Source organism: Pseudomonas sp. NPDC099000, from assembly GCF_044759925.1.
Taxonomy (GTDB): domain Bacteria; phylum Pseudomonadota; class Gammaproteobacteria; order Pseudomonadales; family Pseudomonadaceae; genus Aquipseudomonas.
This window is the reverse complement of the sequence record NZ_JBIWAF010000024.1, coordinates 31,508-55,410: the sequence shown is the minus strand read 5'-3', so window position 1 is coordinate 55,410 and position 23,903 is coordinate 31,508. Positions and strand designations below refer to the sequence as shown.

Below are 23,903 nucleotides of genomic sequence, written 5' to 3'. Positions count from 1 at the left end.
CAATCCTGTAATTGCGCCATTCATCATGGTGTTTGCCGCGGTGTTGGCGTTCTTTGCCAGTTGTGTCTAGACTGGCCGGGTTCTTGTCGGGGTGCCTTGCTATGAGGCTGAGATCGAATAATTTCGGATCCCGTTGAACCTGATCAGGTTAGCGCCTGCGTAGGGAACAAGATTTCTCGTCACCCGGCGAGTCCTCTTGTGCTTCGTCCGGGATGTTGTTCGACAATCGAACACCCCTCGAGCACTGAGCACAGCACCAACGGCTTCGTTATGGCTGATTGGTCGCGTCCATTCGTTACAGGTTCGCTCCGACAAAATTCCACTGCCTGGATGCTGTCTGGAGAGCCCGTGATGACGATAAAACTAAAAAACACTACGAACCTGAGTGACTCGGCCCAAGTCGATCAACAATCGGTTCAGCCGTTTACCCGCTCGCAAAAAATCTATGTCCAGGGTTCTCGCCCGGACATCCTCGTGCCGATGCGCGAAATCAGCCTCGACGTGACCCCGACCGACTTTGGCGGCGAGATCAACGCGCCTGTGGTTGTGTACGACACCTCGGGCCCGTATACCGACCCCAACGTCATCATCGACGTGCGCAAAGGCCTGGCCGATGTACGTTCGCCGTGGATCGAGTCCCGTGGCGACACCGAGCGTCTGCCGGGTCTGAGTTCCAACTTCGGCCAGGAACGCCTCGCCGATGCGGAGCTGACCAAGCTGCGTTTCGCTCACGTGAACAACCCGCGCCGCGCCAAGGCCGGGGCCAACGTCAGCCAGATGCACTACGCCCGCAAAGGCATCATCACCGCCGAGATGGAATACGTCGCCATCCGCGAAAACATGAAGCTCGAAGTGGCTCGCGCCGCCGGGCTGCTGGACCAGCAACACGCCGGTCACAGCTTCGGCGCCAGCGTGCCGAAAATCATCACCCCCGAATTTGTCCGTGACGAGATCGCCCGTGGTCGCGCGATCATTCCGGCCAACATCAACCACACCGAACTGGAACCGATGATCATCGGCCGTAACTTCCTGGTGAAGATCAACGGCAACATCGGCAACAGCGCCTTGGGTTCGTCCATCGAAGAAGAAGTGGCGAAACTGACCTGGGGCATTCGCTGGGGTTCGGACACGGTCATGGACCTGTCCACCGGCAAGCACATCCATGAAACCCGTGAGTGGATCATCCGCAACTCGCCGGTGCCGATCGGTACCGTGCCGATTTATCAGGCCCTGGAGAAAGTCGGCGGCGCCGCCGAAGACCTGACCTGGGAGCTGTTCCGCGACACGCTGATCGAACAGGCGGAGCAGGGCGTCGATTACTTCACCATCCACGCCGGTGTGTTGCTGCGCTACGTGCCGCTGACCGCCAAGCGCGTGACCGGCATTGTGTCCCGTGGTGGTTCGATCATGGCCAAGTGGTGCCTGGCGCACCACAAAGAGAACTTCCTCTACACCCATTTCGAAGACATTTGCGAAATCATGAAGGCCTACGACGTCAGCTTCTCGCTGGGCGATGGCCTGCGTCCGGGCTCGATTGCCGACGCCAACGACGCCGCACAATTCGGTGAGCTGGAAACCCTCGGCGAGCTGACCAAGATCGCCTGGAAGCACGACGTGCAGTGCATGATCGAAGGCCCGGGCCACGTGCCGATGCAGTTGATCAAAGAGAACATGGACAAGCAGCTCGAGTGCTGCGACGAGGCGCCGTTCTACACCCTCGGCCCGCTGACCACCGACATTGCGCCGGGCTACGACCACATCACTTCGGGTATCGGTGCGGCGATGATCGGCTGGTTCGGTTGCGCGATGCTTTGCTACGTGACGCCGAAGGAACACTTGGGCCTGCCGAACAAGGATGACGTGAAGACCGGGATCATCACCTACAAGATCGCCGCGCATGCCGCCGATCTGGCAAAAGGGCACCCGGGCGCGCAGATCCGCGACAATGCCTTGAGCAAGGCACGTTTCGAATTCCGTTGGGAAGACCAGTTCAACCTCGGTCTGGACCCGGACACCGCTCGTTCGTATCACGATGAAACCCTGCCGAAGGATTCGGCCAAGGTCGCGCATTTCTGCTCCATGTGCGGGCCGAAATTCTGCTCGATGAAGATCACCCAGGAAGTCCGCGAATATGCGGCCAATCAGCGGATCGAAACCGTCGATGCCGAAGTCGCCCAGGGATTGGCGGACCAGGCTGAGCGGTTCAAGCAGGAAGGCAGTCAGCTGTACAAGAAGGTTTGATCCCGTACTGATCGTTCCCACGTTCCGCGTGGGAATGCAGCCCGTGACGCTCCGCGTCACTGGACGCGGAGCGTCCCTTGAGGCATTCCCACGCAGAGCGTGGGAACGATCACAAAGAACAACAAATGTCCCTCTGAGATAACACCCTTGAGCATTCAACCCAGCACTTATTCTCCAGACATCGCGGTGCCCACAGACAAACGTGTCTTCGGCGGCCGCGATCTGTTTTCCCTGTGGTTCTCCCTTGGCATCGGACTGATGGTGTTGCAGACCGGCGCCCTGCTCGCGCCAGGCCTGGGCCTGTCCGGCTCGTTGCTGGCGATCTTCCTCGGCACGCTGGTCGGCGTTCTGCTGCTGGCCGCCGTCGGCGTGATCGGCAGTGACACCGGCCTGTCGTCGATGGCCGCGCTCAAGCTCAGCCTCGGCAAGCGGGGTGCGAGCCTGCCGGCCGTGCTGAACCTGCTGCAACTGATCGGTTGGGGCTCGTTCGAAATCATCGTGATGCGCGACGCTGCCAGCCTGCTTGGCGCGCGGGCGTTCAGCGAAGGCAGCCTGCTGTCGAATCCGCTGCTCTGGACCGTGTTTTTTGGTGGTCTGGCGACCTTGCTGGCCGTCAGCGGTCCGTTGACGTTCGTGCGGCAGATTCTGCGCAAATGGGGCATCTGGTTGCTGCTGGCTGCGTGCATCTGGCTGACCTGGAACCTGTTCGCCAAAGCCGATCTGGCTGCGTTGTGGGCACAGGCTGGTGACGGTTCGATGCCGTTCGCTGTGGGCTTCGACATTGCCATTGCGATGCCGCTGTCGTGGCTGCCGCTGATTGCCGACTACTCACGCTTCGGCAAGCGTGCGAAAAACGTGTTCGGCGGTACAGCGATTGGCTTCTTTATCGGCAACTTCTGGCTGATGAGCCTCGGCGTGGCTTACACCCTGGCCTTCGCGCCGAGCGGCGAAGTGAATGCCTTGCTGTTGGCATTGGCGGGTGCCGGCTTGGGGATTCCGCTATTGCTGATTCTGCTGGATGAGTCCGAAAAAGCTTTCGCTGACATTCACTCAGCGGCGGTGTCCAGCGGGATTCTGTTGCGTTTGAAAGTCGAGCATCTGGCGCTGGCCATCGGTGTGATCTGCATCCTGATCGCCTGCCTGGCACCCTTGGTCCAGTACCAGAACTTCCTGCTGCTGATCGGTTCGGTGTTTGCGCCGCTGTTCGGCGTGGTGCTGGTGGATCACTTCATCCTGCGCAAACGCAGTGCTCAAGTCGCATCAGCCGCGTTGCGCTGGCCGGCGTTGCTCGCCTGGTTGGGCGGGGTGAGCACTTATCATTTGCTGGCGAATCTGTATCCGGACATCGGCGCAACCCTGCCGTCGTTGATTCTGGCAGGGCTGCTGCAACTGGTGCTCGGTCGGGCCTTCAGTTACGGCCGGGAAACAGCTCGGGCTTGAGAATGCCGTTCAGGCGTGGGTAGGGGATCTTCAGTTCAACGTGACCCAGCGCGTAAGGTGCGATGGTGCTGGTTTCGTACTTGAGGATCACCCCGCCGTAGGTCAGCGCCACGTTCTGGGTTTTCTGGAAATGCCATTCCTTCAGGAAATCCGGTTCCTGATCGAGCTTGGTGCTGATCAGCCAGCTGTTGTGCGCCACTTGCGCGGCTTTCCAGAACGCCTCTTCCTGCCCCGGCACCAACATGTCCGACAGGGTCAGCACTTTATGCTGCTGGCGCGAATAGTTGATGAAACTGCGGCCCGGTGTGCCATGCGCGCCGCCGGTGTCCAGGTAGCTGGAAAACTCGACGATCACCAAGCCGTCATGCTGCTCACGTACTTTGGCTTGCAGGTAGCTGCTGTAGCGCGGGCCGGCGGTGCGCAAGAATTCATCGCGATAGGCCGTCAGCGTCGGTGCCGCAGGGGCATCGGGCGAAGTGCGGGTCATTTGCAGCAGGCGTTTTTCGATAATGCCGTCCAGCTGGGGTTCGTCCGGGAAGCGCAGCGTATCGATGTTCACCAGCGGGCAGTCAGGTGTCGTGCAACCCGGTTTCAGCGTTTCGGTAGCGTCGCGGGTGGTTTCCAGCGGTGCCCGATAGTTGGGTTGGAACAAGCTCTGGCAGGCGCCCAGGGTCAGGGCGATTGCGGCCACGGAGGCGATTTTAAAAAGCGACATGGGCGTCCTTCATAAAACAGGGAAAGGCAAAAAGTTATCCGCTTCGACTCTCAACGAAGCAGTCAGTTCGCCACTAAGCTAATTAGAGTTGGTTTCGCCCTCACCGTCTATCTCGCTGACGGGAAAGGGGCTGCATCAAACGGCGCGGGCGCGTTAGGATGGCGCGAAGTCGAGGTTGCAAGTAACAAAAAGGAGCCTCGTAACGGATTTGCAGTAAAGAGGATTGTCATGACTGATTTTGCCAACGCCATTCCGACCGCCGTTGATATCGTTCGGCGCGAAAAGTGCTACGAGGGCTTCTACAAGCTCGATCGTGTGCACTTGCGCCATGAGTTGTTTGCCGGTGGCATGAGTCGCGAGATCAATCGTGAAGTGTTTGTTCGCCATGATGCGGTGTGCGTGTTGCCATACGACCCGCAGCGCGATGAAGTGGTGCTGATCGAGCAGTTTCGCGTTGGCGCCATGGGCAAGACCGACAACCCGTGGCTGATCGAGTTGGTCGCCGGTCTGATCGACAAGGATGAAGTACCGGAAGAAGTTGCTCACCGCGAGGCGCAGGAGGAAGCTGGGCTTGTGTTCGGGGCGCTCTGGCCGATGACCAAATACTTTCCATCGCCGGGCGGCAGCAACGAATTTGTGCACTTGTACCTGGGGCGTTGCGACAGCACCGGAGTCGGCGGCCTGTATGGGCTGGAGGAAGAAGCAGAAGATATCCGCGTCACGGTCTGGGCGTTCGAAGATGCCCTGCAAGCCGTACGCGACGGACGAATTGCCAACGCGGCCAGCATCATTGCCTTGCAATGGTTAGCTTTGAACCGCGCTGAAGTGAGGGGGCTATGGTCGTAAACAAGCTGCGCGATCGTTACAGGGTGGACCTCGTGGGGCTGCAAGCCTCGTGCGAGGCCAACTACGCGCGCCTCATGCGACTGCTGCCGGACATGCGCAACGAACCCGAGGCGCGGCGCATTGCCGTGACCCACGGCGACCAGATGCTCGGCGTACTGGCCCTCGAAGTCCTTCAAGTCTGCCCGTACACCACCACTTTGCAAGTGCGCCAGGAACACAGCCTGCCCTGGCTGCCGGTGCCGCAGCTGGAAGTGCAGGTCTATCACGATGCGTGCATGGCCGAAGTGGTTAGCGCCGAACATGCGCGACGCTTTCGCGGCATCTATCCTTACCCGAATGCCTCGATGCACCAGCCGGACGAAAAAGCTCAGTTGAATATGTTCCTGGGGGAATGGCTGAGCCATTGTCTGGCGTGTGGGCATGAGTACGCCGTCGTTCGATAGATGTGAACTGCGTCAGGTTCGCAGGTTTCCCCTTTTGATCGTCCCCCAGCATAATTGCGGCACTCATCCAATCCCGTGATTCAGCCTGGGAGAACGCCTTGCCGAGCGTATCCACTTTGACCACCGCCGATTCGGCGCTGCTGGTGCAACTGTCCGACAGTCATCTGTTTGCCGAAGCGGACGGGACGTTGCTGGGCATGAATACCCGGGACAGCCTGCAAAGGGTCATTGAGCTGGTGCGCGTTCAGCAGCCGCAGATTGATTTGATCGTTGCCAGCGGTGATTTGTCTCAGGACGGGACGCTGGAGTCTTATCAGTTGTTTCGTGACCTGACCCGACAGCTCGATGCGCCGGCGCGCTGGATTCCTGGCAATCATGATGAGCCGCGGATCATGGCCGAAGCCGCGGTGCAGAGTGCGCTGCTGGAGCCGGTGGTGGATGTCGGTAACTGGCGGGTCACTTTGCTGGATTCAGCCGTACCGGGCTCGGTGCCGGGTTTCTTGCAGGATGAGCAGTTGCAGTTGCTGGTTCGCTCGTTGAGTGAGGCGCCGGAGCGGCATCATCTGGTGTGTTTTCACCATCATCCGGTGTCGATTGGCTGTGCTTGGATGGAGCCCATCGGGTTGCGTAATCCTGAGGCTTTGTTCGCCGTGCTGGATCGCTTTCCGCAGGTACGTGCTGTTCTGTGGGGGCATGTGCATCAGGAGGTTGATCGGGATCGCAATGGGGTGCGGTTGATTGCTTCGCCATCGACTTGCATTCAGTTTGAGCCTGGGAGTGAGGATTTCAAGGTCGGGGAGCAGGCGCCGGGGTATCGGTGGTTGCGGCTTTTGCCTGACGGCCGGATCGAAACGGGCGTGGAGCGCGTTACCGGGTTTGATTTTCAGGTTGATTACGGTTCGAACGGGTATTGATGGTTGTGGTCTTGGCGGCCTTCGGGCCGACCAGGTTGTGGTTGATTGGGTACATATCCATTTCTGCGGTAATGGCGGCTGGCGGTTTCGCCCTTACGGCGACTCACTTTTTTTACAAACGCCTAAAAAAAGTAAGCAAAAAAACGCTCGCCCCAAGCGTCCGGCCCCTCGCTAAGGCTCGGCGTTCCTTCGCTCCGGTATCCATCCGGGGACACTGCCCTCCGGTCTGCTTCGCGACGACCTACATGCAGCGTGTTCGACTGCGTCGAACGGCGCTGCGCGCTACTCCCCGGATGAACACCTCCACTCAGCCTCCCGAAGGGGCGGGTGGATCAAGATCAAGAGCAGGCGAGCTAACGCTCGGCCTAATGAGTGGTGAGAAGCAGGTGTACGCTGGGCCCTTGTAGGAGCGAGGCTTGCCCGCGAAGGCGGCCTGACAGCCGACCAATATCTTGCTGATGCACCCAATCCAATTGTGGGAGCTGGCTTGCCTGCGAAGGCGGCCTGACAGCCGACCAGTCTCTTGCCGATGCTCACCAAACCCTTGTGGGAGCTGGCTTGCCTGCGAAGGCGGCCTGACAGCCGACCAGTCTCTTGCCGATGCTCACCAAACCCTTGTGGGAGCTGGTTTGCCTGCGATGGCGGCCTGACAGCCGACCAGTCTCTTGCCGATGCTCACCAAACCCTTGTGGGAGCTGGTTTGCCTGCGATGGCGGCCTGACAGCCGACCAATCTCTTGCCGATGCTCACCCAACCCTTGTGGGAGCTGGCTTGCCTGCGATGGCGGCCTGACAGCCGACCAATCTCTTGCAGATGTACACCAAACCCTTGTGGGAGCTGGTTTGCCTGCGATGGCGGCCTGACAGCCGACCAATCTCTTGCAGATCTACCCCATTCCCCTGTAGGAGCGAGCCTGCTCGCGATGACGCCCGTTCGGGCAACCTGATTCCTGCCTATATCCCCGATCCCCCCGACTCCCTGTAAACTCCGCCTTCTTTACCGACGCACAGGGAGCTCAAATGTCCGGTTCGATCCTTTATATCCACGGTTTCAACAGCGCGCCTGCGTCGAAAAAGGCCACGCAGTTGATGCAAGTGATGGACCGTCTGGGCTTGAGCGATCAATTGCGCGTCCCGGCCCTGCATCACCATCCGCGCGAAGCCATCGGTCAGCTGAACAAGGCGATTGAAGCGCTGGGGCGGCCACTGCTGGTCGGCAGCTCACTCGGCGGCTACTATGCGACTCACTTGGCCGAGCGCCATGGCCTCAAGGCCCTGTTGATCAACCCTGCCGTCAGTCCGCACCGGATGTTCGACGGGTATCTGGGGACGCAGAAAAACCTGTATACCGATGAGGCCTGGGAATTGACCCACGACCACGTGACGGCCTTGGCCGAGCTGGAAGTGCCGGCGCCCCAGGATCCGCAGCGGTATCAGGTGTGGTTGCAGACCGGCGATGAAACACTGGACTATCGCCTCGCCCAGCAGTATTACCGGGCCTGTGCCTTGCGTATCCAGGCCGGTGGCGACCATAGTTTCCAGGGTTTTGCCGAGCGATTGCCGGCCATGTTGAGTTTTGCTGGCATCGGCGCAGATTTGTATCAGGCGATTGATTTCACAGCACTGTGAACCCTTGCCCCTTTTCATAGAACATTTGACGACGAGACCCCATGGCCACTCCCAGCGCTAGCTCTTATAACGCAGACGCCATCGAAGTCCTCTCGGGCCTCGACCCGGTGCGCAAACGCCCCGGCATGTACACCGACACCAGTCGGCCGAACCACCTCGCCCAGGAAGTCATCGACAACAGCGTCGACGAAGCCTTGGCCGGGCACGCGACCTCGGTGCAGGTCATCCTGCACGCCGATCACTCCCTGGAAGTCAGCGATGACGGCCGTGGCATGCCGGTGGATATCCACCCGGAAGAAGGTGTGTCGGGCGTCGAGCTGATCCTCACCAAGCTCCATGCGGGCGGCAAGTTTTCCAACAAGAACTACCAGTTCTCCGGCGGTCTGCACGGGGTGGGTATTTCGGTGGTCAACGCCTTGTCGACCGAAGTCCGGGTGCGCGTAAAACGTGACGGCAACGAATACCAGATGACCTTCGCCGACGGTTACAAGAAAACCGAGCTGGAAATCATTGGTACCGTCGGCAAGCGCAACACCGGCACCAGCGTGTTCTTCGCGCCGGACCCGAAGTACTTCGATTCGCCGAAATTCTCCATCAGCCGCCTCAAGCACGTGCTCAAGGCCAAGGCCGTTCTGTGCCCGGGGCTGCTGGTCAGTTTTGAAGACAAGGCCACCGGCGAGAAAGTCGAATGGCATTATGAAGACGGCCTGCGCTCCTATCTGGTGGACGCGGTCAACGGATTCGAGCGTCTGCCGGACGAGCCGTTCTGCGGCAGCCTGGCGGGTAACAAGGAAGCGGTCGACTGGGCGTTGCTGTGGTTGCCGGAAGGTGGCGACAGCGTTCAGGAAAGCTACGTCAACCTGATCCCGACGGCGCAGGGCGGCACTCACGTCAACGGTCTGCGTCAGGGCTTGCTCGATGCGATGCGCGAGTTCTGCGAATTCCGCAGCCTGCTGCCTCGCGGTGTGAAACTGGCGCCGGAAGACGTCTGGGAACGCATCGCTTTCGTACTGTCGATGAAAATGCAGGAACCGCAATTCTCCGGCCAGACCAAAGAGCGTCTATCGTCCCGTGAAGCGGCGGCGTTCGTGTCCGGTGTGGTCAAGGATGCGTTCAGCCTGTGGCTCAACGCCCACCCTGAAACCGGCATGCTGTTGGCGGAACTGGCGATCAACAACGCCGGTCGTCGTCTCAAGGCCAGCAAGAAGGTTGAGCGCAAACGCATCACGGCGGGGCCGGCACTGCCGGGCAAGCTTGCCGACTGCGCCGGGCAAGACCCGATGCGTTCCGAACTGTTTTTGGTGGAAGGTGATTCCGCCGGCGGTTCGGCCAAACAAGCGCGGGACAAAGAGTTCCAGGCGATCCTGCCCTTGCGCGGCAAGATCCTGAACACCTGGGAAGTCGACGGCAGCGAAGTGCTGGCCAGCCAGGAAGTGCACAACATCGCCGTGGCCATCGGTGTCGATCCCGGCGCGGCGGACATGAGCCAGCTGCGTTACGGCAAGATCTGCATCCTCGCCGACGCCGACTCCGACGGTCTGCACATTGCCACGTTGCTCTGCGCCTTGTTCGTCCAGCATTTCCGCCCGTTGGTGGATGCCGGTCACGTCTACGTTGCGATGCCGCCGCTGTACCGTATCGACTTGGGCAAAGAGATTTACTACGCCCTCGACGAAGCCGAGCGCGATGGCATTCTCGATCGTCTGGTGGCCGAGAAGAAACGCGGCAAGCCACAGGTCACCCGATTCAAAGGCCTGGGTGAAATGAACCCGCCGCAGCTGCGCGAAACCACCATGGATCCGAACACTCGGCGCCTGGTGCAGTTGACGCTGGAAGATTACGACGCGACCGCAGAAATGATGGACATGCTGCTGGCGAAGAAACGCGCCGGTGATCGCAAATCCTGGCTGGAATCCAAAGGCAACCTCGCCGAGGTCCTTGGCTGATGCGGGTTGGCTTTGCCCTGGCGTGTGCGTTACTTCTGACCTCCGTTTCGGCGTTTGCCGAACCGGCACCGGAGTTGCGCCTGTTGTCCGAGCATCCCGTCGACGGCATGCGCGGCGGCAACCTGTCGGGGCTGGCCCAGTGCGGCAAGGACCTGTGGACGATCTCCGATCGCGACGATGACCAGATCTACCGCCTCGATACCCGCGACACGGTCTGGCAGGTCGAAACCGTGGGCATCGGCGTGCCTGCGGTGCCGGACAGCGGTTTGCCTTGGGGGTTGAGATCGCGAGCCTGGGTCGCGGCGTTTATACGTGGCGGGGATCTGGACTTTGAAGGCATCACCTGCGACAGCGCCGGTAATCGCTACATCGTCAGCGAATCCCATGCAGCGGTTCTGCAAGTGCCGCCCGTTGGGCCGTCGTCCTGGCTGAAGATCTCGCCGATGCTGGTTCGCGAAGCGCGGGCCAGTGGCATGCTATTGCAATTCAATGCGCTGTTCGAGGGCCTGGCGATCAATCCGGCGGGCGATCAATTGTGGCTCGCCGCCGAACGTCAAAGCCGTGGCTTGCTGCTGATCAAGCGCAAACAGACGGTGTGGGATTGCGACGGTGGCTGCGTGCTGCTGAGCGAGGCGGGGAAAGAAATGCAGCCGGCACAGTTTCCACGGGCCAAAGCCGTTACTCGGGATTTTGCCGATCTATCGCTGTTCAACGGCAAGCTGTTTACCCTTGAACGCAACGCTTACCAGATCTGCCGCCGCGACCCGGTGACGGCCAAGGTCGAGCGCTGCTGGTCGTTTGCCGATGAAGCCTTGCAGGAACACCGCCGCTATCAAAATCCGTTTGGTCTGACCGAAGCGCTGATCGTCGACGCCGAGGGCGCCTGGGTCGGCACCGACAACAACAACGATGCCCGCGCCGATGGCGAGGTTCGCCCGGTTGTCTGGCGTTTCGCCGCGCCTGAAGGTGGCTGGAGTGCCAAGCCGTGAGCCAGCAAACGCCGGGAAAGCGCGCCGGCCGGGTGTTTATGGTGCTGGCCTGGTGCGCGGCGCTGTTCCTGGCGACGCGGTTTTTCGGCCAGTGGGAGGATCGGCAGCAAAATCCCAATGTGGTCGTCACCTCGGAGCAGGGCGAAGGTTTTATTGAAGTGAAACTGGCCAGCAACACCCAGGGGCACTTCGTCGCCAGCGGCCAGATCAACGGCCAGCCGGTGGATTTCATGCTCGATACCGGGGCAACCGATGTGGCGATCCCGGCGCAAATGGCCAAACGGCTGAAACTGGAACAAGGCTTCGGGGTGACCCTGAGCACCGCCAACGGTCGCACCGAGGGTTATCGAACCCGCGTCGACCGGCTGCAACTGGGCGACATTGTGCTGCGTGATGTGCGCGCCATCGTCGTGCCAGGCCTGGATGGCAAGCAAGTGCTGCTCGGTATGAGCGCGCTGAACAAACTTGAATTTACCCAGCGCGGTGGCACCATGCTGCTGCGCCAGACAACGAACCGATGAGGCCCGCATGAGCGACTCCCTTGATCTCAGCCTGGACGGTGTAGAACGCCGGTCACTGGCTGACTTCACCGAAAATGCCTACCTCAACTACTCCATGTACGTGATCATGGACCGTGCCTTGCCGCATATCGGCGACGGCCTGAAACCGGTACAGCGGCGCATCATCTATGCGATGAGCGAGTTGGGGCTGGACGCCGATTCCAAGCACAAGAAATCGGCGCGTACCGTCGGTGACGTGCTCGGTAAATTCCACCCGCACGGCGATTCGGCCTGCTACGAAGCCATGGTCCTGATGGCCCAGCCGTTCAGCTACCGCTACACGCTGGTCGACGGCCAGGGTAACTGGGGTGCGCCAGATGATCCCAAGTCCTTCGCCGCCATGCGTTACACCGAAGCACGGCTGTCGCGTTATTCCGAGGTGCTGCTCAGCGAACTGGGCCAGGGCACTGCGGATTGGGGCCCGAACTTCGACGGCACCCTCGACGAACCATTGGTGTTGCCGGCACGTTTGCCGAACATCCTTCTCAATGGCACCACCGGGATCGCCGTGGGCATGGCCACCGACGTACCGCCGCACAACCTGCGGGAAGTCGCGACGGCGTGCGTGCGTTTGCTCGATGAGCCGAAAGCCACGGTCGAACAGCTCTGCGAACACATCCAGGGCCCGGATTACCCGACCGAAGCGGAAATCATCACCCCGCGTGCCGATCTGCTGAAAATGTATGAAACCGGCAAGGGCTCGGTGCGCATGCGCGCCGTTTACCACATCGAAGACGGCGACATCATCGTCACCGCGCTGCCGCATCAGGTGTCCGGCGCCAAGGTGCTGGAACAGATTGCTGCGATGATGCAGGCCAAGCCGTCGAAGGCTCCGCAGATCGCTGACCTGCGCGACGAATCCGACCACGAAAACCCGTGCCGGATCGTGATCATCCCGGGCGCGCGGAAAAACTTTGACCACGATGCGCTGATGCAGCACCTGTTCGCCAGCACCGAGCTGGAGTCGAGCTACCGGGTCAACATCAACATCATTGGTCTTGACGGCAAGCCGCAGCTGAAGAACCTGCGTGCGCTGCTGGTGGAATGGCTGGAATTCCGCGTTCAAACCGTGCGTCGTCGTCTGCAATTCCGCCTGGACAAGGTCGAGCGCCGCTTGCACCTGTTGGACGGTTTGTTGATTGCCTACCTCAACCTGGATGAAGTGATTCACATCATCCGTACCGAGGAGCACCCGAAAGCCGCGCTGATCGCACGTTTCGCCCTGAGCGAAATCCAGGCCGACTACATCCTCGATACCCGTTTGCGTCAGTTGGCGCGACTGGAAGAGATGAAGCTGCGGGCCGAGCAGGATGAATTGCTCAAGGAACAAGCCAAGCTGCAAGCCTTGCTGAGCAGCGAAGCCAAGCTGAAAAAGCTGGTGCGTACCGAGCTGATCAAGGACGCCGAAACCTACGGCGACGACCGTCGCTCGCCCATCGTCGAGCGCACCGAAGCCAAGGCCCTGACCGAACACGATCTGTTGCCGAACGAGAAAGTGACTGTCGTGCTGTCGGAAAAAGGCTGGGTTCGTTCTGCCAAAGGCCACGAGATCGACGCCACCGGGCTTTCCTACAAGGCCGGGGATGGTTTCAAGGCGTTGGCGCCGGGTCGCTCCAACCAGTTCGCGGTGTTTATCGATTCCACTGGGCGCAGTTACTCGGTGGCTGCCCACACGCTGCCATCGGCCCGTGGCCAGGGCGAGCCGTTGACCGGCCGTCTGACGCCGCCGCCAGGGGCGAGTTTCGAATGTGTGCTGATGCCGGAAGACGATTCGCTGTACGTAATCGCCTCCGACGCCGGATACGGCTTCGTGGTCAAGGGTGAAGACCTGCAAGCCAAGAACAAGGCCGGCAAGGCGTTGTTGAGCTTGCCGAACAACTCGAAAGTCATTCTTCCGCGCCCGGTAACGGATCGCGAGAACAACTGGCTGGCTTCGGTGACCACCGAAGGTCGCCTGCTGATCTTCAAAATCAGTGATCTGCCACAATTAGGTAAGGGCAAAGGCAACAAGATCATCGGGATCAACGGTGAGCGTGTGGCCAGTCGCGAAGAATATGTCACGGACATCGCCGTACTGCCGGATGGCGCAACCTTGGTGTTACAGGCCGGAAAACGTACGTTGTCGCTGAAAGCGGACGACCTCGAACACTACAAGGGTGAGCGTGGGCGTCGTGGTAACAAACTGCCACGTGGCTTCCAGCGGGTCGATGCGCTGCTCGTCGAAAACCTCAATTAAGCGTCCTAGAGCGCTCGATCTACGATTTAACGCGTAGATCGACGCTTTGGCGCTGGAGTCGGAACGCATATTCACGGATGATATGGCCTTTCAAGCGCCGGCGTGGCCGAGCGTTCTTCATATTTATTGAGTATTTTCACTGTGGTTAGCCTTGTGGCAGCCACCTGGATGGGACGATGACTGCTCTGCGCCTTCCTTTTATTTTGATGCTCGCTGGCGTTCTTGGCCTGGCGGGTTGCAGCGTTCACCAACCGGTGTCGCTGTATCAGCTGGACAGCGGAAGTCCTGTTCAGCCTGCGCAAAGCGCGGGCATGGCGGTTTTGCTGGGCCCGGTAACGGTTGCGGATTACCTGCAGCGCGAAACCCTGTTGCAACGACAGCCGGATGGCAGCCTTCAGGCGTCGACCGACGGTCGTTGGGCGGGGAGCCTGTCTTCCGACATCGATCAGCTGTTGCTGCGTCAGGTAGCGGGTCATCTGGATAGCCAGCGCGTTGTGCTGGCGCCTGCAACATTGGGCTTCACACCGGATGTCCAGGTACTGCTGACAATTACTCGCCTGGACTCGGGCGAATCGCAACCGGCGATCCTGGATGCGCAATGGCGTCTGATTGACCGTCGTGGCCAGGTTCGCGATAACCGCATCATTCACCTGCAGGAACAGCATGCAGGCGGCACGGCGGCTCAGGTTCAGGCTCAAGGTGTGTTGCTGCAGCGTCTGGCCGAGCAGTTGTCGGTGGCGCTCAAGCCGCTGGCTAATCAGCCGCCGATCGCTGAAGCCCCGAAGAAGCCGGCTCCGAAGCCTGTAGCCCCTGCGGCTGAGCAGGAGAAGCAACCGAAGATCCCGATGGCTTCGCCGATCCGGACCGATATGGAAGTGTTTCGCTTCTAAGCCCGCACCGATACAACACAAAGCCCGCCTAGTGCGGGCTTTGTCGTTTCTGGTGCGTACTGATCGTTCCTACGCTCTGCGTGGGAATGCCGCCCGTGACGCTCTGCGTCACATCGGTTTCAGGGCTTGGTATAGGCGGTGAGGCTGGAACGCGGAGCGTCCCTGGAGGCATTCCCACGCGAAGCGTGGGAACGATCAGCCCGCAGACGATCACTCGTGTGCGGGCTTTTTCATAACAGGGCTGTTTATGCCCGGCGCTCATGCATCCGCGCCAGTTGCCGCTCAAGCATCGACGGATAAGGCTCCATCAACCGCTCCACACAGCACGCGCCCTCAGGGCTGGCAATCGGCCGGATCCGTGCACGCTGACGGATCAGCGCGTCGTCACCGATCTTGCGCTCCACCAGCAGCAGGTTGCGGCTGTGTTGCGACAAGGCCAAGGCATCCTGAGCGGCTTCGGTCAGCAGCAGGTCGATCTGGGTCAGACCGAACAACTCATCGCCCAGCGTCAGGCCCAGCTGCAATTGCAAGGTGATGCCACTGTCCGCGACTTCGATCTGCAGCTGATGGCCCAAGGCTCGCAGCAGTTCACCGCAGCAGATCGCGTTGGTCAGGTAATCGTCGCCGCTGTCTTCGGTGTGGAACAGCATCAGCGTGCTGCCATCGTTCAGGGTGTGCAGTTCGCTCTGATAGAGCGAAGCCGCCTGATCGAGGCAATCGCGATAGCGTTTCAGCAGTTCTTCCAGTCGTGTGCGGGGCAGACGACGCAGCTGATCCTGAGCGCCCAGTTGCACGGCCAGGACGGCGCTGTGTTGTGGCACGTTCGAGATCACCGGTTTTGCGACCGCTTTCGGTGCAACGTCGGCCGATTCGTCACGCAAGTCGGCAAACGCATCGTCGTCATCGTCGTCTTCAACGGTGCTGACACTGCGCCGCGGCGCAGGCTTGAGGCCGGCCACAGGCTTGCTTTCATCGAAACTCGGATCCCGCAGGTTGCGCACTTCGAAGGTCGGCTCGTTATCGTCGGCGTCTTCGTAGTCGCTGTCGTCGTATTCCGGCTCAGGCGCAGGTTCCGGCTCGGCCGGCTCCGGCGCGAAGTTGGCGTGCAGCTGGCGCGCCAGGTCACCGATCTCATCCTGGCGCTCGGTGGCCGGGGTGTATTCGTCGATGTTGCGCAGCCAGACGCGCAGTTGCAGCAGCGGCGTGGAGATGTGCCGACCCAGGCGCAGGCTCAAGGCCAGGGACAGGGCCAGCAGAATCGCACTCAAAATGCCCATGCTTTGCAAGCTGATGGTCATCGGCTGCTGGAACTGATCCATGTCCAGGCTGATGCGCAGTTGTCCGGCGGTCACGTCCTGGAAGGTGATTTTGCTCTGGTACATGCCCTCGGCTTCGCCCAGCAGGCTGTGCTTGGGACGCTGACCGGCTTCGGCGAGGATGCGGTTATCCACGCTGTAGATGGCGGCGTGGGCCACCAACTTGTTTTTGGTCAGGTTGTTGAGCAGCACATTGAGGCTGAGGATGTCGTTGGACACCAACAGCTCCGTGGCGGAGGTGGCGGTCTGCGTGGTCAGGCTTTCGCCCAGCGCATCGGCCTGCTCGTGCATGGCCTGCTTGAACTGCAAACCCATCACGCAGGCGTAGATCACCAGGGCCAGAGCGACCAGGATCACGTTATGGCTGGCGATGCGCAATGCAATCGGTACACGGCGGTGGCGCAGTGCACGGAAGATCAGCAGAAAGAAGTTATCGGTTTTTACTGGCGTGGGCCGGTTCACTTGAGCTCGGCTCTTTTGTCCGTGAAGTTGACGCGCAGTATAGCGACAGGCCCTAGACCGTCAAAGCGCTCACGGTGCCCGATGGTCACTGAAAGTGAGTAGAATGCGGTTTTTTTCCACTTGCGGGGGTGCGCCTTGCGCGAAATCGTCCTGATAAACATCACGGGAGTCGACCGTCCGGGTCTGACTGCGGCCATTACCGGCGTTCTGGCCCAGGGTGGTGTGAACATTCTCGACATCGGTCAGGCGGTGATCCACGACACTTTGTCGTTCGGCATCCTGGTTGAAATTCCTGACACCGAGCAGGGCAAGTCGGTGCTCAAGGACATCCTGTTCACGGCGTATAAGCTCGATCAGCAGGTGCGTTTCACGCCGGTGTCCGAAGAGGATTACCAGCAGTGGGTCGGCAACCAGGGTAAAAAACGCCACATCGTGACCCTGCTGACCCGCAAAGTGACCGCCGGACAATTGCAGGCCGTGAGCTCGATCACCGCCAAATATGGCCTGAACATCGACCACATCGATCGTCTGTCCGGGCGCATGCCGCTGGACACCCCGGCCGACCAGGGCAAGGGCTGCATCGAATTTTCCGTTCGTGGTGAAGCGGCTGACCCGCAGGCGCTGCGAGCCGAATTCCTCAGCGTCGCCCAGGAATTGAACGTCGATATCGCCTTCCAGGAAGACTCGCTGTTCCGCCGTAACCGTCGCCTGGCGGTGTTCGACATGGACTCGACGCTGATCGAAGCCGAAGTCATCGACGAACTGGCCAAGGCAGCGGGCGTGGGCGATCAGGTGTCTGAAATCACCGAGCGAGCGATGGCCGGTGAACTGGATTTCCGCGCGAGCTTCAAGGAACGTCTGGCCTTGCTCAAGGGGCTGGACGTCAGCGTGCTGGACTCGATCGGTGCTTCGTTGCGTCTGACTGAGGGGGCAGAAACCCTGTTCGCCGAGCTCAAGCGCCTGGGCTACAAAACCGCGATCCTGTCGGGCGGTTTCACCTACTTCGCCAAGCAATTGCAGGCCAAGTTGGGCATCGACTATGTATTTGCCAACGAGCTGGAAGTGGTCGACGGCAAGGTCACCGGGGTGGCGGTCGAGCCGATTGTCGATGCACAGCGCAAGGCGGATCTGCTGAAGGAACTGGCGCACAAGGAAGGTTTGCGACTGGAGCAGACCATTGCGGTCGGCGACGGTGCCAACGATTTGCCGATGCTGGCGATTGCCGGCCTGGGCGTGGCGTTCCGCGCCAAACCGCTGGTGAAGCAGTCGGCGAAGCAGGCGATTTCCACCCTTGGGCTGGATGGCGTGCTGTATCTGCTGGGCTTTCGGGATCGTGACGGGCAGCTCTGAGTTTTCGATTGTCCGAACTGGCCTCTTCGCGGGCAAGCCTCGCTCCTACAGGGTTTGTGTCGTACACCTATCGCGCGAACGACCCAGGACCTGTAGGAGCGAGGCTTGCCCGCGAACGGGCGCCTCGGTCTACAGTTTCACCCTCAAAGCGATTTCCACAACGAATCAAAATCCTCCTCGACGCCGCTTCCCGCGGCGTTGTCGTTTCTGCTCTCCAGCGAGCGATAAGCAAACTGATTAAAGCTGTTGGTGCTCGCCACCCGCCGATCCAGCCCGGCGCGGCGTTCCTGGCCGTTGGTGTTGATCAGCACTTTGCTGCCTTCCTGAAAGGGCAGCCGCGGGGCGAGCAGCGTGGCGGGCAGGTCGATGGCGCTGATTTCCGGCAGCAACAGGCCACGCAAATATTGACTGTGGTCGTCCCGCGTTCGCACCAGTTGCAGCCCGCAAGGTTCGGCATACGGCGCGACCTGTTCGATCCCCATTTGCGTACCACCGCCCCGCACCTGACGAATCCAGCGCACCACTGCAATACTCCAGCCCTGATTGACAGAGTCCTGGATGCCGACCATCTCGCCGGCCTGTAACTCGGCGGGCACCGCGTTGGGCCACGCAAGGCAGTAACCGCCTGGGCTGTGGTTGATGACCGGCAACGCGTACGTCGGAAAATGCCGATTGCTATCGGCCGCCTCATGACTGTCGTCATTCTGCAAGTGCGGGTATTCAATTTCTTCATAAGGCAGCAAGGCATCGGCCGTGGTGTGGGGCGCCGCGTCGAACGCCTGACTCCATTGATCGCTTGCCCGTCCTGTCGGGGATGTTGCCGAAAACTGCGCGAGCCGGGTGCCAGGGTTTTTCAGAATATCGCTGAATGAACGTTCCCCCCCCAAATAGAAGTGCAGCGCGCTCATGCCCACGCACAGGGTCAAGGTGCCGTGGCCGACGGTGCGTTGAAAGCTGCGCTCGGCCGCCTGGCCCCAAGCGGCGTGCAGGTGTTGCAGCGTATCCAGACTGAGCCCGGATGGCACGGGCAGCGGCGGTGTGCCGACAGCGCCTTGTAAATGCGCTTCGATGGCGACGACCAGTGGCTGCGGATCAATCCCCAGCAAACTGTCCTGCTGCTCGGCCCGGAACTTCGAGCGATAGCGCGGCCCGGTATCCAGGTCCGGCGCGACAGCAAACAATCCATCTGCGGGTTGGCCAGGTTGCAACTTGATCCATCGGCTCCAGGGCTCCAGTACCTCGGCGAGCCGGGCGATCTGGTTCTGGCGCAATTGATTGCAGCGTGAGGCGCCCAACAGCAGGGCGGTCACGTAAGTCTGTTCGATGCTCAGGGTTTGCGTCTGGCTGGCCAGTTCATCGCGCAGGCTGAGGTGCTGGAGTTTGTGTGCGCAGGCGATCCGATACAGCTGATGCAGCTCCAGCCACAAGCCTTCCGGTACCGGACAATACAGTTGAGTCGAGCGAATCAGCGGCCCGTTCAGGCAATGGATCGCCCGCTGCAACGCTTGGGTCAGCAGTGAGGCTCGATCCTTGCTGAAGCGCGGGGTAATGCGCACGACGATCTGCTTGTAGCCAATCGCCAAGTGACTTTGCAATGCCTGGCAGAGGTTGGCGATCTTGCGCGAACGCTCGTCGAGCACAATCGCCTGATGCAGGAAATGCCGTTCCAGGTGTTTGCAGACGTAATACACCTCGGGTCGCAACAGTTCGAGCAGTTGCAGGCGATTGTCGCTGGGGGTGAGCAGCTGGTTGAGTTCGCTCAAGCTTTGATAGAGCAGGCGAGCGGTTTCGCCTATGTTGGCTTTGGGCAGGTTGGCGATCCAGCGCTTGAGGTCGCGTTGCGTAGGTTCGCAGAACGACAGGCGTAGCTGCGTCGGGATCGGTGCACGTAGCAACAGGTGGGGACTGGTCTCATTCATGCCGTGGAAAACTCCAACCGGGAAATGGGCAGTGAATGACCTGACTGTAGCACCTACGGATGTCGACCGTTTGTCTGTCAGTCGAGTGCCGCCCGGGCGTACTACTAATCTGACACACGTGCGACTGGATACGCACGGTCGTGCGGCCTGCTGCCTACGCAGGGCAGGTCTCTTGTAACTTCAAGGAGATGAGGTTCATGTCTAGATACGTAGTGGCAAATCAATGGGGCGGTAGTTCGGCACCCTGGCATCCGGGCGGAGACTGGACGTTGGGCGCGCGGGACAACCAGAACGTGGTCGCGATAGAGATCAGATCGGGCGATGGCGGGAAGAGCTTCACCGGCACCATGACTTACGCGGGTGAAGGTCCCATTGGCTTCAAGGCTCAGCGCACGGGCCAGAACCAGTACAACGTGGAAAATCAGTGGGGCGGCAACGACGCTCCATGGCATCCGGGTGGCAAGTGGGTCATCGGCGGCCGTGATAATCAGAACGTTGTGGCGTTGAGCGTCACCTCCAATGATGGAGGGAAAAACCTCAGTGGCACCAATACCTACGCCAACGAAGGGCCGATCGGCTTTCGTGGACAGATAGAGTAACGGCGCTACCGAAATGTCCGCCCCTTCGAAGACGTTCGACGGGGCGGATCAGCCAGATCAGGCGTTTGGCAGGCCTAGCGCCTGGCCCATTTGCACGGGTGACAGGGCGCCGAGCCCTTCAGCCCATTTCACCTGGTCCGGCCCAAACAGCACGACAGCGGTCGAACCCAGCTTGAAGCGACCCAGTTCCGCGCCCTTTTCCAGATGGATCGGCGCGCGGGCGGCTTCGTCGTAACGGAAGGTTTTCAGCTCGCGTTTCGGCGGCGTCACCAGCCCGGCCCATACGGTTTCAATCGACGCCACGATCATCGCGCCCACCAGCACCACGGCCATCGGCCCGCGCTCGGTGTCGAAAATGCACGCCACACGCTCGTTGCGGGCAAACAGCTCCGGCACGTTTTCGGCGGTGGTCTGGTTGACCGAGAAAATCCGGCCCGGGATGTAGACCATCTCGCGCAGGGTGCCGGCCAACGGCATGTGCACGCGGTGGTAATCCTTCGGCGACAGATAAATAGTCGCGAAATCACCGCCCATGAACGGCGCAGCATTCGCGGCATCACCGCCCAGCAATTCCAGCACGCTGAAACTGTGGCCCTTGGCCTGGAACACGCGGCCGTGTTCGATCGGGCCGAGTTGGCTGACCGCACCGTCGGCCGGGCTGAGGATTGCGCCTGGTGTCTCGTCCAGCGGGCGAGCACCGTCCTTCAAGGCGCGAGTGAAGAACGCATTGAAGTGCTCGTAAGCCGTCAGGTCTTCGACCAGCGCCTGGGACATGTCCACCTGATAACGCTTGGCGAACCAGGCGGTAAAGGCGTTCTTGAACCAGCGCACGCGGCATTCGGCAATGCAGCCGGCCAGTCGCGAGAGCAAGTGGTGAGGCAGCAGGTATTGGCTGAGGATAAATAGACGCTTATTCATTAACTGTCCTTAAAAACCTTAAATCTCTACGGGCGTGTCGGGGTGGTTGCCCCATTCGCCCCAGGAACCGGCGTAGCCTTTGACCCGCGGATAACCGAGGGATTTAGCCACCAGATAAGTGAAGCCAGAGCGATGGTGAGTCTGGCAGTGGGTAATGACTTCTTTGTCTTTGGTGATGCCGAGTTTTTCCAGGATCTGCGGCATGTCCGTGCGGATGCGCAGGTTGCGCGCCTGATCCATGCCGGCCGTCCATTCGAAATTCACCGCGCCGGGAATGTGCCCGGCCTTGGCTGCCAGCACTTTCTCACCGGAGTATTCCAGCGGGCCGCGCGCGTCCCAGATCGCCAGATCGGCGGCACCGAGACGGCTTTGCAGGTATTCGCGGGTGGCGGTCGGTTCGTCGTGCAGAGTCAACGCAACCGGGCCGCCAACGGGGGCCGGGACCTGGATCGACATGGGCATGCCTTCTGCCAGCCAGGATGTCAGGCCACCGTCGATGTAGTGGTACTTTTTATGGCCGATGACATCGAGCAGCCAGATGAAACGCCCGGCCCAGCCGCCGCCTTCGTCGTCATACACCACGTAGACCGCATTGGCGTTGTGTCCCAACTCGCCGAACAACGTTTCGAGTGCCGCTTGCGGCGGCATCAGTCCCGGCGCAGGCGCCTGGCCGAGTTGTGTGCGTTTGGGATCGACAAAGCGCGCACCGGGAATATGCCCTTCGGTGTAGCGGGCACTGCTGGTCAGGTCCACCAGAATCAGTTCGCGGGACTCAAGGCGAGGGAGCAAGTCGCTCGGCTCGATGACCAGCGCCAAGCCAGAGAAGTCAGACATGTGAGGTCTCCAGAGCACAAAGGGGAGGATTGTAGCGCAGCATTCATTGACCGCGCTGGCTAAAGCTATGGAGTGCCTTTTCAATGCACTGCGCGGTTTTGCCAAAGGCTTGTACGGTTATTTCCGAGAACGGCCCGCCGCCCTGATCGGCTACAACCACCATGATCACCCGACCGTTGTTGACCAGCGAGCGCAGCAGCAGGTGTTCGCCGCGAAACTGCGCGCGCAGGCTGGCGGGTAGCAACGCCGAGAACTGGGCGTTGTTGGCCGGGGTCAATCGCACTTGGGCCTGTTGCGAGAGCAACCGTTGCAGCACGGTGCTCTGACTCACGACCAGGTTCAGCCCCGCCGCTTCCTTCGCCAGCCCGGCCGTTTGATGCGCACGCAAATTGGCGTGGGTGCGGTCAGCCATCAAGATCATCACCCGACGCATGCCACACGCGACCAGCGCGTCCCGGGCCGACGTGGTCAAGTGCATTGCATTAGTGAAGCGGCTCGGCTCGATCAGCAGTTCGGCACATTGTTTACGCCACGCCGTCAGATCTTCAGCGGTCGGCGCCGGTGCCGGCAGCAACCCGGCGTGAATACGGTTCACGCCCGAGGGCCAGATCAACGCTACGGCGGGGTGCCAGATGTCCGGCATGGCGTGCTGATGCGCGCTGTTGACGGCTTGTTGATGCAATTGCTGCTGCACGTCGCTCATCGGCATTTGCAGGTAAAGGCTGGTCAGGTACTGCCAGCGCTCGCTGTGCGGACTGTCCCAGGCCTGTTGCGCCGAGAGTGCCAGCCCGTTGGCCAGCAGCACGGTATTGGCTGGCTGATTGAGCCAGCGACGCAGGGTCGGATCGTCATCGAGGCGGTTTTGCTGGCGCAGGGGATGCTCGCTGTCGCGGGCAATGCGCAGGACTTTGACCAGTTCGCGCTGCTCGTTGAGCAGCAGTCGATAACCTTGCTGCACCCAGATCGGCAGGCGCCAGATGTCCACCAGCGCCAGGCAGATATCCAGCAAGCGAACGCCGAACAATTGCTTTTCGACTGTGCGCGCTGACTCGCCTTTATGGATGACCCGCAACTCCCACTCTTCGAGCAACTGCGGATGAGTCAACGCCATCGGCCAGAGCGGCGAGAGAAACAGCAGGCTGCCCCAGTGGATGTCCTGCCAGAGCCGCGCCAGGCGACCGGCGAAAAAACCGTTGGCCTGTTGCGTCGCGTGCTGGCTGATCATCTGCAGCTGACGCAACGCCACCGGTATCTGGGATTGCGGTTCGGCAGGCAACCGGGCGAGCAATTCCTCGGTGCGTTTCAATCCGAGACGATTGATCGCCACCTCAAGGTTTTCAGCAGGCGTGGTCATGCTGCCGTGGGTGTGGCGGTTGGCTTCGCGAATCACGCTCAAGGCCAGGGCCGGGCTGTCTTGCAGCAACTCGGCGATGTCGCGAAGCGAGCTGCGGTTATTGGCGAGGGCCTTGCAGACACGGTCGTGACTGTCTTGCGGAACCGGCAGGCGCACGCCATCGAGAAGCTTTACCCAGCCTTCAAGCGTGGTCGGTTTTGGGGTTGGGGTGTTCGTTTCGTTAGCCATGGTTGGACGTGATCATCGTCTGCATTACCTATGCCCGGAGAGGGCTAAATTAGCTTTTCGCTTGAACTGGCTATA

At 60.6% G+C, this 23,903-nt stretch carries 19 protein-coding genes and 1 riboswitch; of the genes, 13 read left to right on the top strand and 6 right to left on the bottom strand.

Annotated elements, in window-relative coordinates:
• Positions 1-77: 77 nt before the first annotated feature.
• A riboswitch (TPP riboswitch) is annotated at positions 78-183 on the top strand.
• A gap of 168 nt (positions 184-351) precedes the next feature.
• Positions 352-2,241, top strand: coding sequence for a phosphomethylpyrimidine synthase ThiC (thiC, locus tag ACIQV9_RS22830; RefSeq protein WP_054053301.1), 1,890 nt, complete (start codon positions 352-354; stop codon positions 2,239-2,241).
• Positions 2,242-2,388: 147 nt separating this feature from the next.
• Positions 2,389-3,681, top strand: a complete 1,293-nt coding sequence (cytX, locus tag ACIQV9_RS22825; RefSeq protein WP_403106236.1) for a putative hydroxymethylpyrimidine transporter CytX — start codon at positions 2,389-2,391, stop codon at positions 3,679-3,681.
• Here cytX and ACIQV9_RS22820 read toward each other — a convergent pair.
• The gene (locus tag ACIQV9_RS22820) at positions 3,650-4,396 is read right to left on the bottom strand and encodes an RsiV family protein (RefSeq protein ID WP_403106233.1); all 747 of its coding nucleotides are present in this window, start codon (positions 4,394-4,396) and stop codon (positions 3,650-3,652) included. The two genes, cytX and ACIQV9_RS22820, sit on opposite strands and share 32 nt — an antisense overlap.
• Positions 4,397-4,624: 228 nt before the next feature.
• Here ACIQV9_RS22820 and ACIQV9_RS22815 point away from each other — a divergent pair, with 228 nt between their 5' ends.
• From ACIQV9_RS22815 to ACIQV9_RS22775, 9 genes are all read left to right on the top strand, one after another.
• Positions 4,625-5,242 carry an NUDIX domain-containing protein gene (locus tag ACIQV9_RS22815; protein WP_403106230.1) on the top strand — a complete coding sequence of 206 codons (618 nt, stop codon included), beginning with the start codon at positions 4,625-4,627 and terminating at the stop codon, positions 5,240-5,242.
• Positions 5,233-5,685, top strand: coding sequence for a DUF1249 domain-containing protein (locus ACIQV9_RS22810; RefSeq protein ID WP_008153350.1), 453 nt, complete (start codon positions 5,233-5,235; stop codon positions 5,683-5,685). The genes ACIQV9_RS22815 and ACIQV9_RS22810 overlap by 10 nt, the downstream gene beginning before the upstream one ends.
• Positions 5,686-5,783: 98 nt before the next feature.
• A complete protein-coding gene (gene cpdA / locus ACIQV9_RS22805) occupies positions 5,784-6,599 on the top strand; it encodes a 3',5'-cyclic-AMP phosphodiesterase (RefSeq protein ID WP_403106226.1) in 816 nt (271 codons plus the stop codon).
• Between the two features lie 1,019 nt (positions 6,600-7,618).
• Positions 7,619-8,227 carry a YqiA/YcfP family alpha/beta fold hydrolase gene (locus tag ACIQV9_RS22800; RefSeq protein WP_403106223.1) on the top strand — a complete coding sequence of 203 codons (609 nt, stop codon included), beginning with the start codon at positions 7,619-7,621 and terminating at the stop codon, positions 8,225-8,227.
• 41 nt (positions 8,228-8,268) lie between these two features.
• Positions 8,269-10,173, top strand: coding sequence for a DNA topoisomerase IV subunit B (gene parE / locus ACIQV9_RS22795; protein ID WP_403106220.1), 1,905 nt, complete (start codon positions 8,269-8,271; stop codon positions 10,171-10,173).
• Positions 10,173-11,162 (top strand): esterase-like activity of phytase family protein, encoded by a 990-nt coding sequence (locus tag ACIQV9_RS22790; RefSeq protein WP_403106217.1) that lies wholly within the window; start codon positions 10,173-10,175, stop codon positions 11,160-11,162. Before parE ends, ACIQV9_RS22790 begins: the two co-directional genes overlap by 1 nt.
• Positions 11,159-11,683, top strand: coding sequence for a TIGR02281 family clan AA aspartic protease (locus ACIQV9_RS22785; protein WP_403106214.1), 525 nt, complete (start codon positions 11,159-11,161; stop codon positions 11,681-11,683). Before ACIQV9_RS22790 ends, ACIQV9_RS22785 begins: the two co-directional genes overlap by 4 nt.
• 7 nt (positions 11,684-11,690) lie before the next feature.
• Positions 11,691-13,958: a DNA topoisomerase IV subunit A gene (gene parC / locus ACIQV9_RS22780; RefSeq protein ID WP_403106211.1), complete on the top strand. Its 2,268-nt coding sequence runs from the start codon at positions 11,691-11,693 to the stop codon at positions 13,956-13,958.
• A 176-nt stretch (positions 13,959-14,134) separates the two neighbouring features.
• Positions 14,135-14,848 (top strand): membrane integrity-associated transporter subunit PqiC, encoded by a 714-nt coding sequence (locus ACIQV9_RS22775; RefSeq protein ID WP_403106208.1) that lies wholly within the window; start codon positions 14,135-14,137, stop codon positions 14,846-14,848.
• Positions 14,849-15,093: 245 nt separating this feature from the next.
• On the opposite strand, the gene ACIQV9_RS22770 is transcribed toward ACIQV9_RS22775, so the two are convergent.
• The gene (locus tag ACIQV9_RS22770; protein ID WP_403106205.1) at positions 15,094-16,626 is read right to left on the bottom strand and encodes an AhpA/YtjB family protein; all 1,533 of its coding nucleotides are present in this window, start codon (positions 16,624-16,626) and stop codon (positions 15,094-15,096) included.
• A 135-nt stretch (positions 16,627-16,761) separates the two neighbouring features.
• Between ACIQV9_RS22770 and serB the strand changes: the two genes are divergently transcribed.
• Positions 16,762-17,976, top strand: a complete 1,215-nt coding sequence (gene serB / locus ACIQV9_RS22765; protein WP_059405832.1) for a phosphoserine phosphatase SerB — start codon at positions 16,762-16,764, stop codon at positions 17,974-17,976.
• A gap of 143 nt (positions 17,977-18,119) precedes the next feature.
• Here the strand turns inward: serB and ACIQV9_RS22760 are convergent, their stop codons facing one another.
• Positions 18,120-19,895 carry a molecular chaperone gene (locus ACIQV9_RS22760; protein WP_403106201.1) on the bottom strand — a complete coding sequence of 592 codons (1,776 nt, stop codon included), beginning with the start codon at positions 19,893-19,895 and terminating at the stop codon, positions 18,120-18,122.
• Positions 19,896-20,092: 197 nt separating this feature from the next.
• Between ACIQV9_RS22760 and ACIQV9_RS22755 the strand changes: the two genes are divergently transcribed.
• A complete protein-coding gene (locus ACIQV9_RS22755; protein ID WP_403106199.1) occupies positions 20,093-20,494 on the top strand; it encodes a lectin OAA in 402 nt (133 codons plus the stop codon).
• Positions 20,495-20,551: 57 nt separating this feature from the next.
• Here ACIQV9_RS22755 and asd read toward each other — a convergent pair whose 3' ends face one another.
• The 3 genes from asd to ACIQV9_RS22740 are packed head-to-tail and all read right to left on the bottom strand — an operon-like array spanning position 20,552 to position 23,828.
• On the bottom strand, positions 20,552-21,412 hold the full coding sequence (gene asd / locus ACIQV9_RS22750) for an archaetidylserine decarboxylase (RefSeq protein WP_285431772.1): 861 nt from the start codon (positions 21,410-21,412) through the stop codon (positions 20,552-20,554).
• 18 nt (positions 21,413-21,430) lie between these two features.
• The gene (locus ACIQV9_RS22745; RefSeq protein ID WP_403106195.1) at positions 21,431-22,246 is read right to left on the bottom strand and encodes a rhodanese-like domain-containing protein; all 816 of its coding nucleotides are present in this window, start codon (positions 22,244-22,246) and stop codon (positions 21,431-21,433) included.
• 43 nt (positions 22,247-22,289) lie between these two features.
• Positions 22,290-23,828 (bottom strand): HDOD domain-containing protein, encoded by a 1,539-nt coding sequence (locus tag ACIQV9_RS22740; RefSeq protein WP_403106192.1) that lies wholly within the window; start codon positions 23,826-23,828, stop codon positions 22,290-22,292.
• Between the last annotated feature and the right edge of the window lie 75 nt (positions 23,829-23,903).

Bases quoted from the DNA above. Each gene is read 5' to 3' on its own strand.
- parE (WP_403106220.1), top strand. From the start codon at position 8,269: ATGGCCACTCCCAGCGCTAGCTCTTATAACGCAGACGCCATCGAAGTC.
- ACIQV9_RS22800 (WP_403106223.1), top strand. From the start codon at position 7,619: ATGTCCGGTTCGATCCTTTATATCCACGGTTTCAACAGCGCGCCTGCG.
- ACIQV9_RS22745 (WP_403106195.1), bottom strand. From the start codon at position 22,246: ATGTCTGACTTCTCTGGCTTGGCGCTGGTCATCGAGCCGAGCGACTTG.
- ACIQV9_RS22755 (WP_403106199.1), top strand. From the start codon at position 20,093: ATGTCTAGATACGTAGTGGCAAATCAATGGGGCGGTAGTTCGGCACCC.
- ACIQV9_RS22775 (WP_403106208.1), top strand. From the start codon at position 14,135: ATGACTGCTCTGCGCCTTCCTTTTATTTTGATGCTCGCTGGCGTTCTT.
- ACIQV9_RS22820 (WP_403106233.1), bottom strand. From the start codon at position 4,396: ATGTCGCTTTTTAAAATCGCCTCCGTGGCCGCAATCGCCCTGACCCTG.
- ACIQV9_RS22740 (WP_403106192.1), bottom strand. From the start codon at position 23,828: ATGGCTAACGAAACGAACACCCCAACCCCAAAACCGACCACGCTTGAA.
- ACIQV9_RS22815 (WP_403106230.1), top strand. From the start codon at position 4,625: ATGACTGATTTTGCCAACGCCATTCCGACCGCCGTTGATATCGTTCGG.
- parC (WP_403106211.1), top strand. From the start codon at position 11,691: ATGAGCGACTCCCTTGATCTCAGCCTGGACGGTGTAGAACGCCGGTCA.
- ACIQV9_RS22810 (WP_008153350.1), top strand. From the start codon at position 5,233: ATGGTCGTAAACAAGCTGCGCGATCGTTACAGGGTGGACCTCGTGGGG.
- ACIQV9_RS22760 (WP_403106201.1), bottom strand. From the start codon at position 19,895: ATGAATGAGACCAGTCCCCACCTGTTGCTACGTGCACCGATCCCGACG.
- ACIQV9_RS22790 (WP_403106217.1), top strand. From the start codon at position 10,173: ATGCGGGTTGGCTTTGCCCTGGCGTGTGCGTTACTTCTGACCTCCGTT.
- asd (WP_285431772.1), bottom strand. From the start codon at position 21,412: ATGAATAAGCGTCTATTTATCCTCAGCCAATACCTGCTGCCTCACCAC.
- thiC (WP_054053301.1), top strand. From the start codon at position 352: ATGACGATAAAACTAAAAAACACTACGAACCTGAGTGACTCGGCCCAA.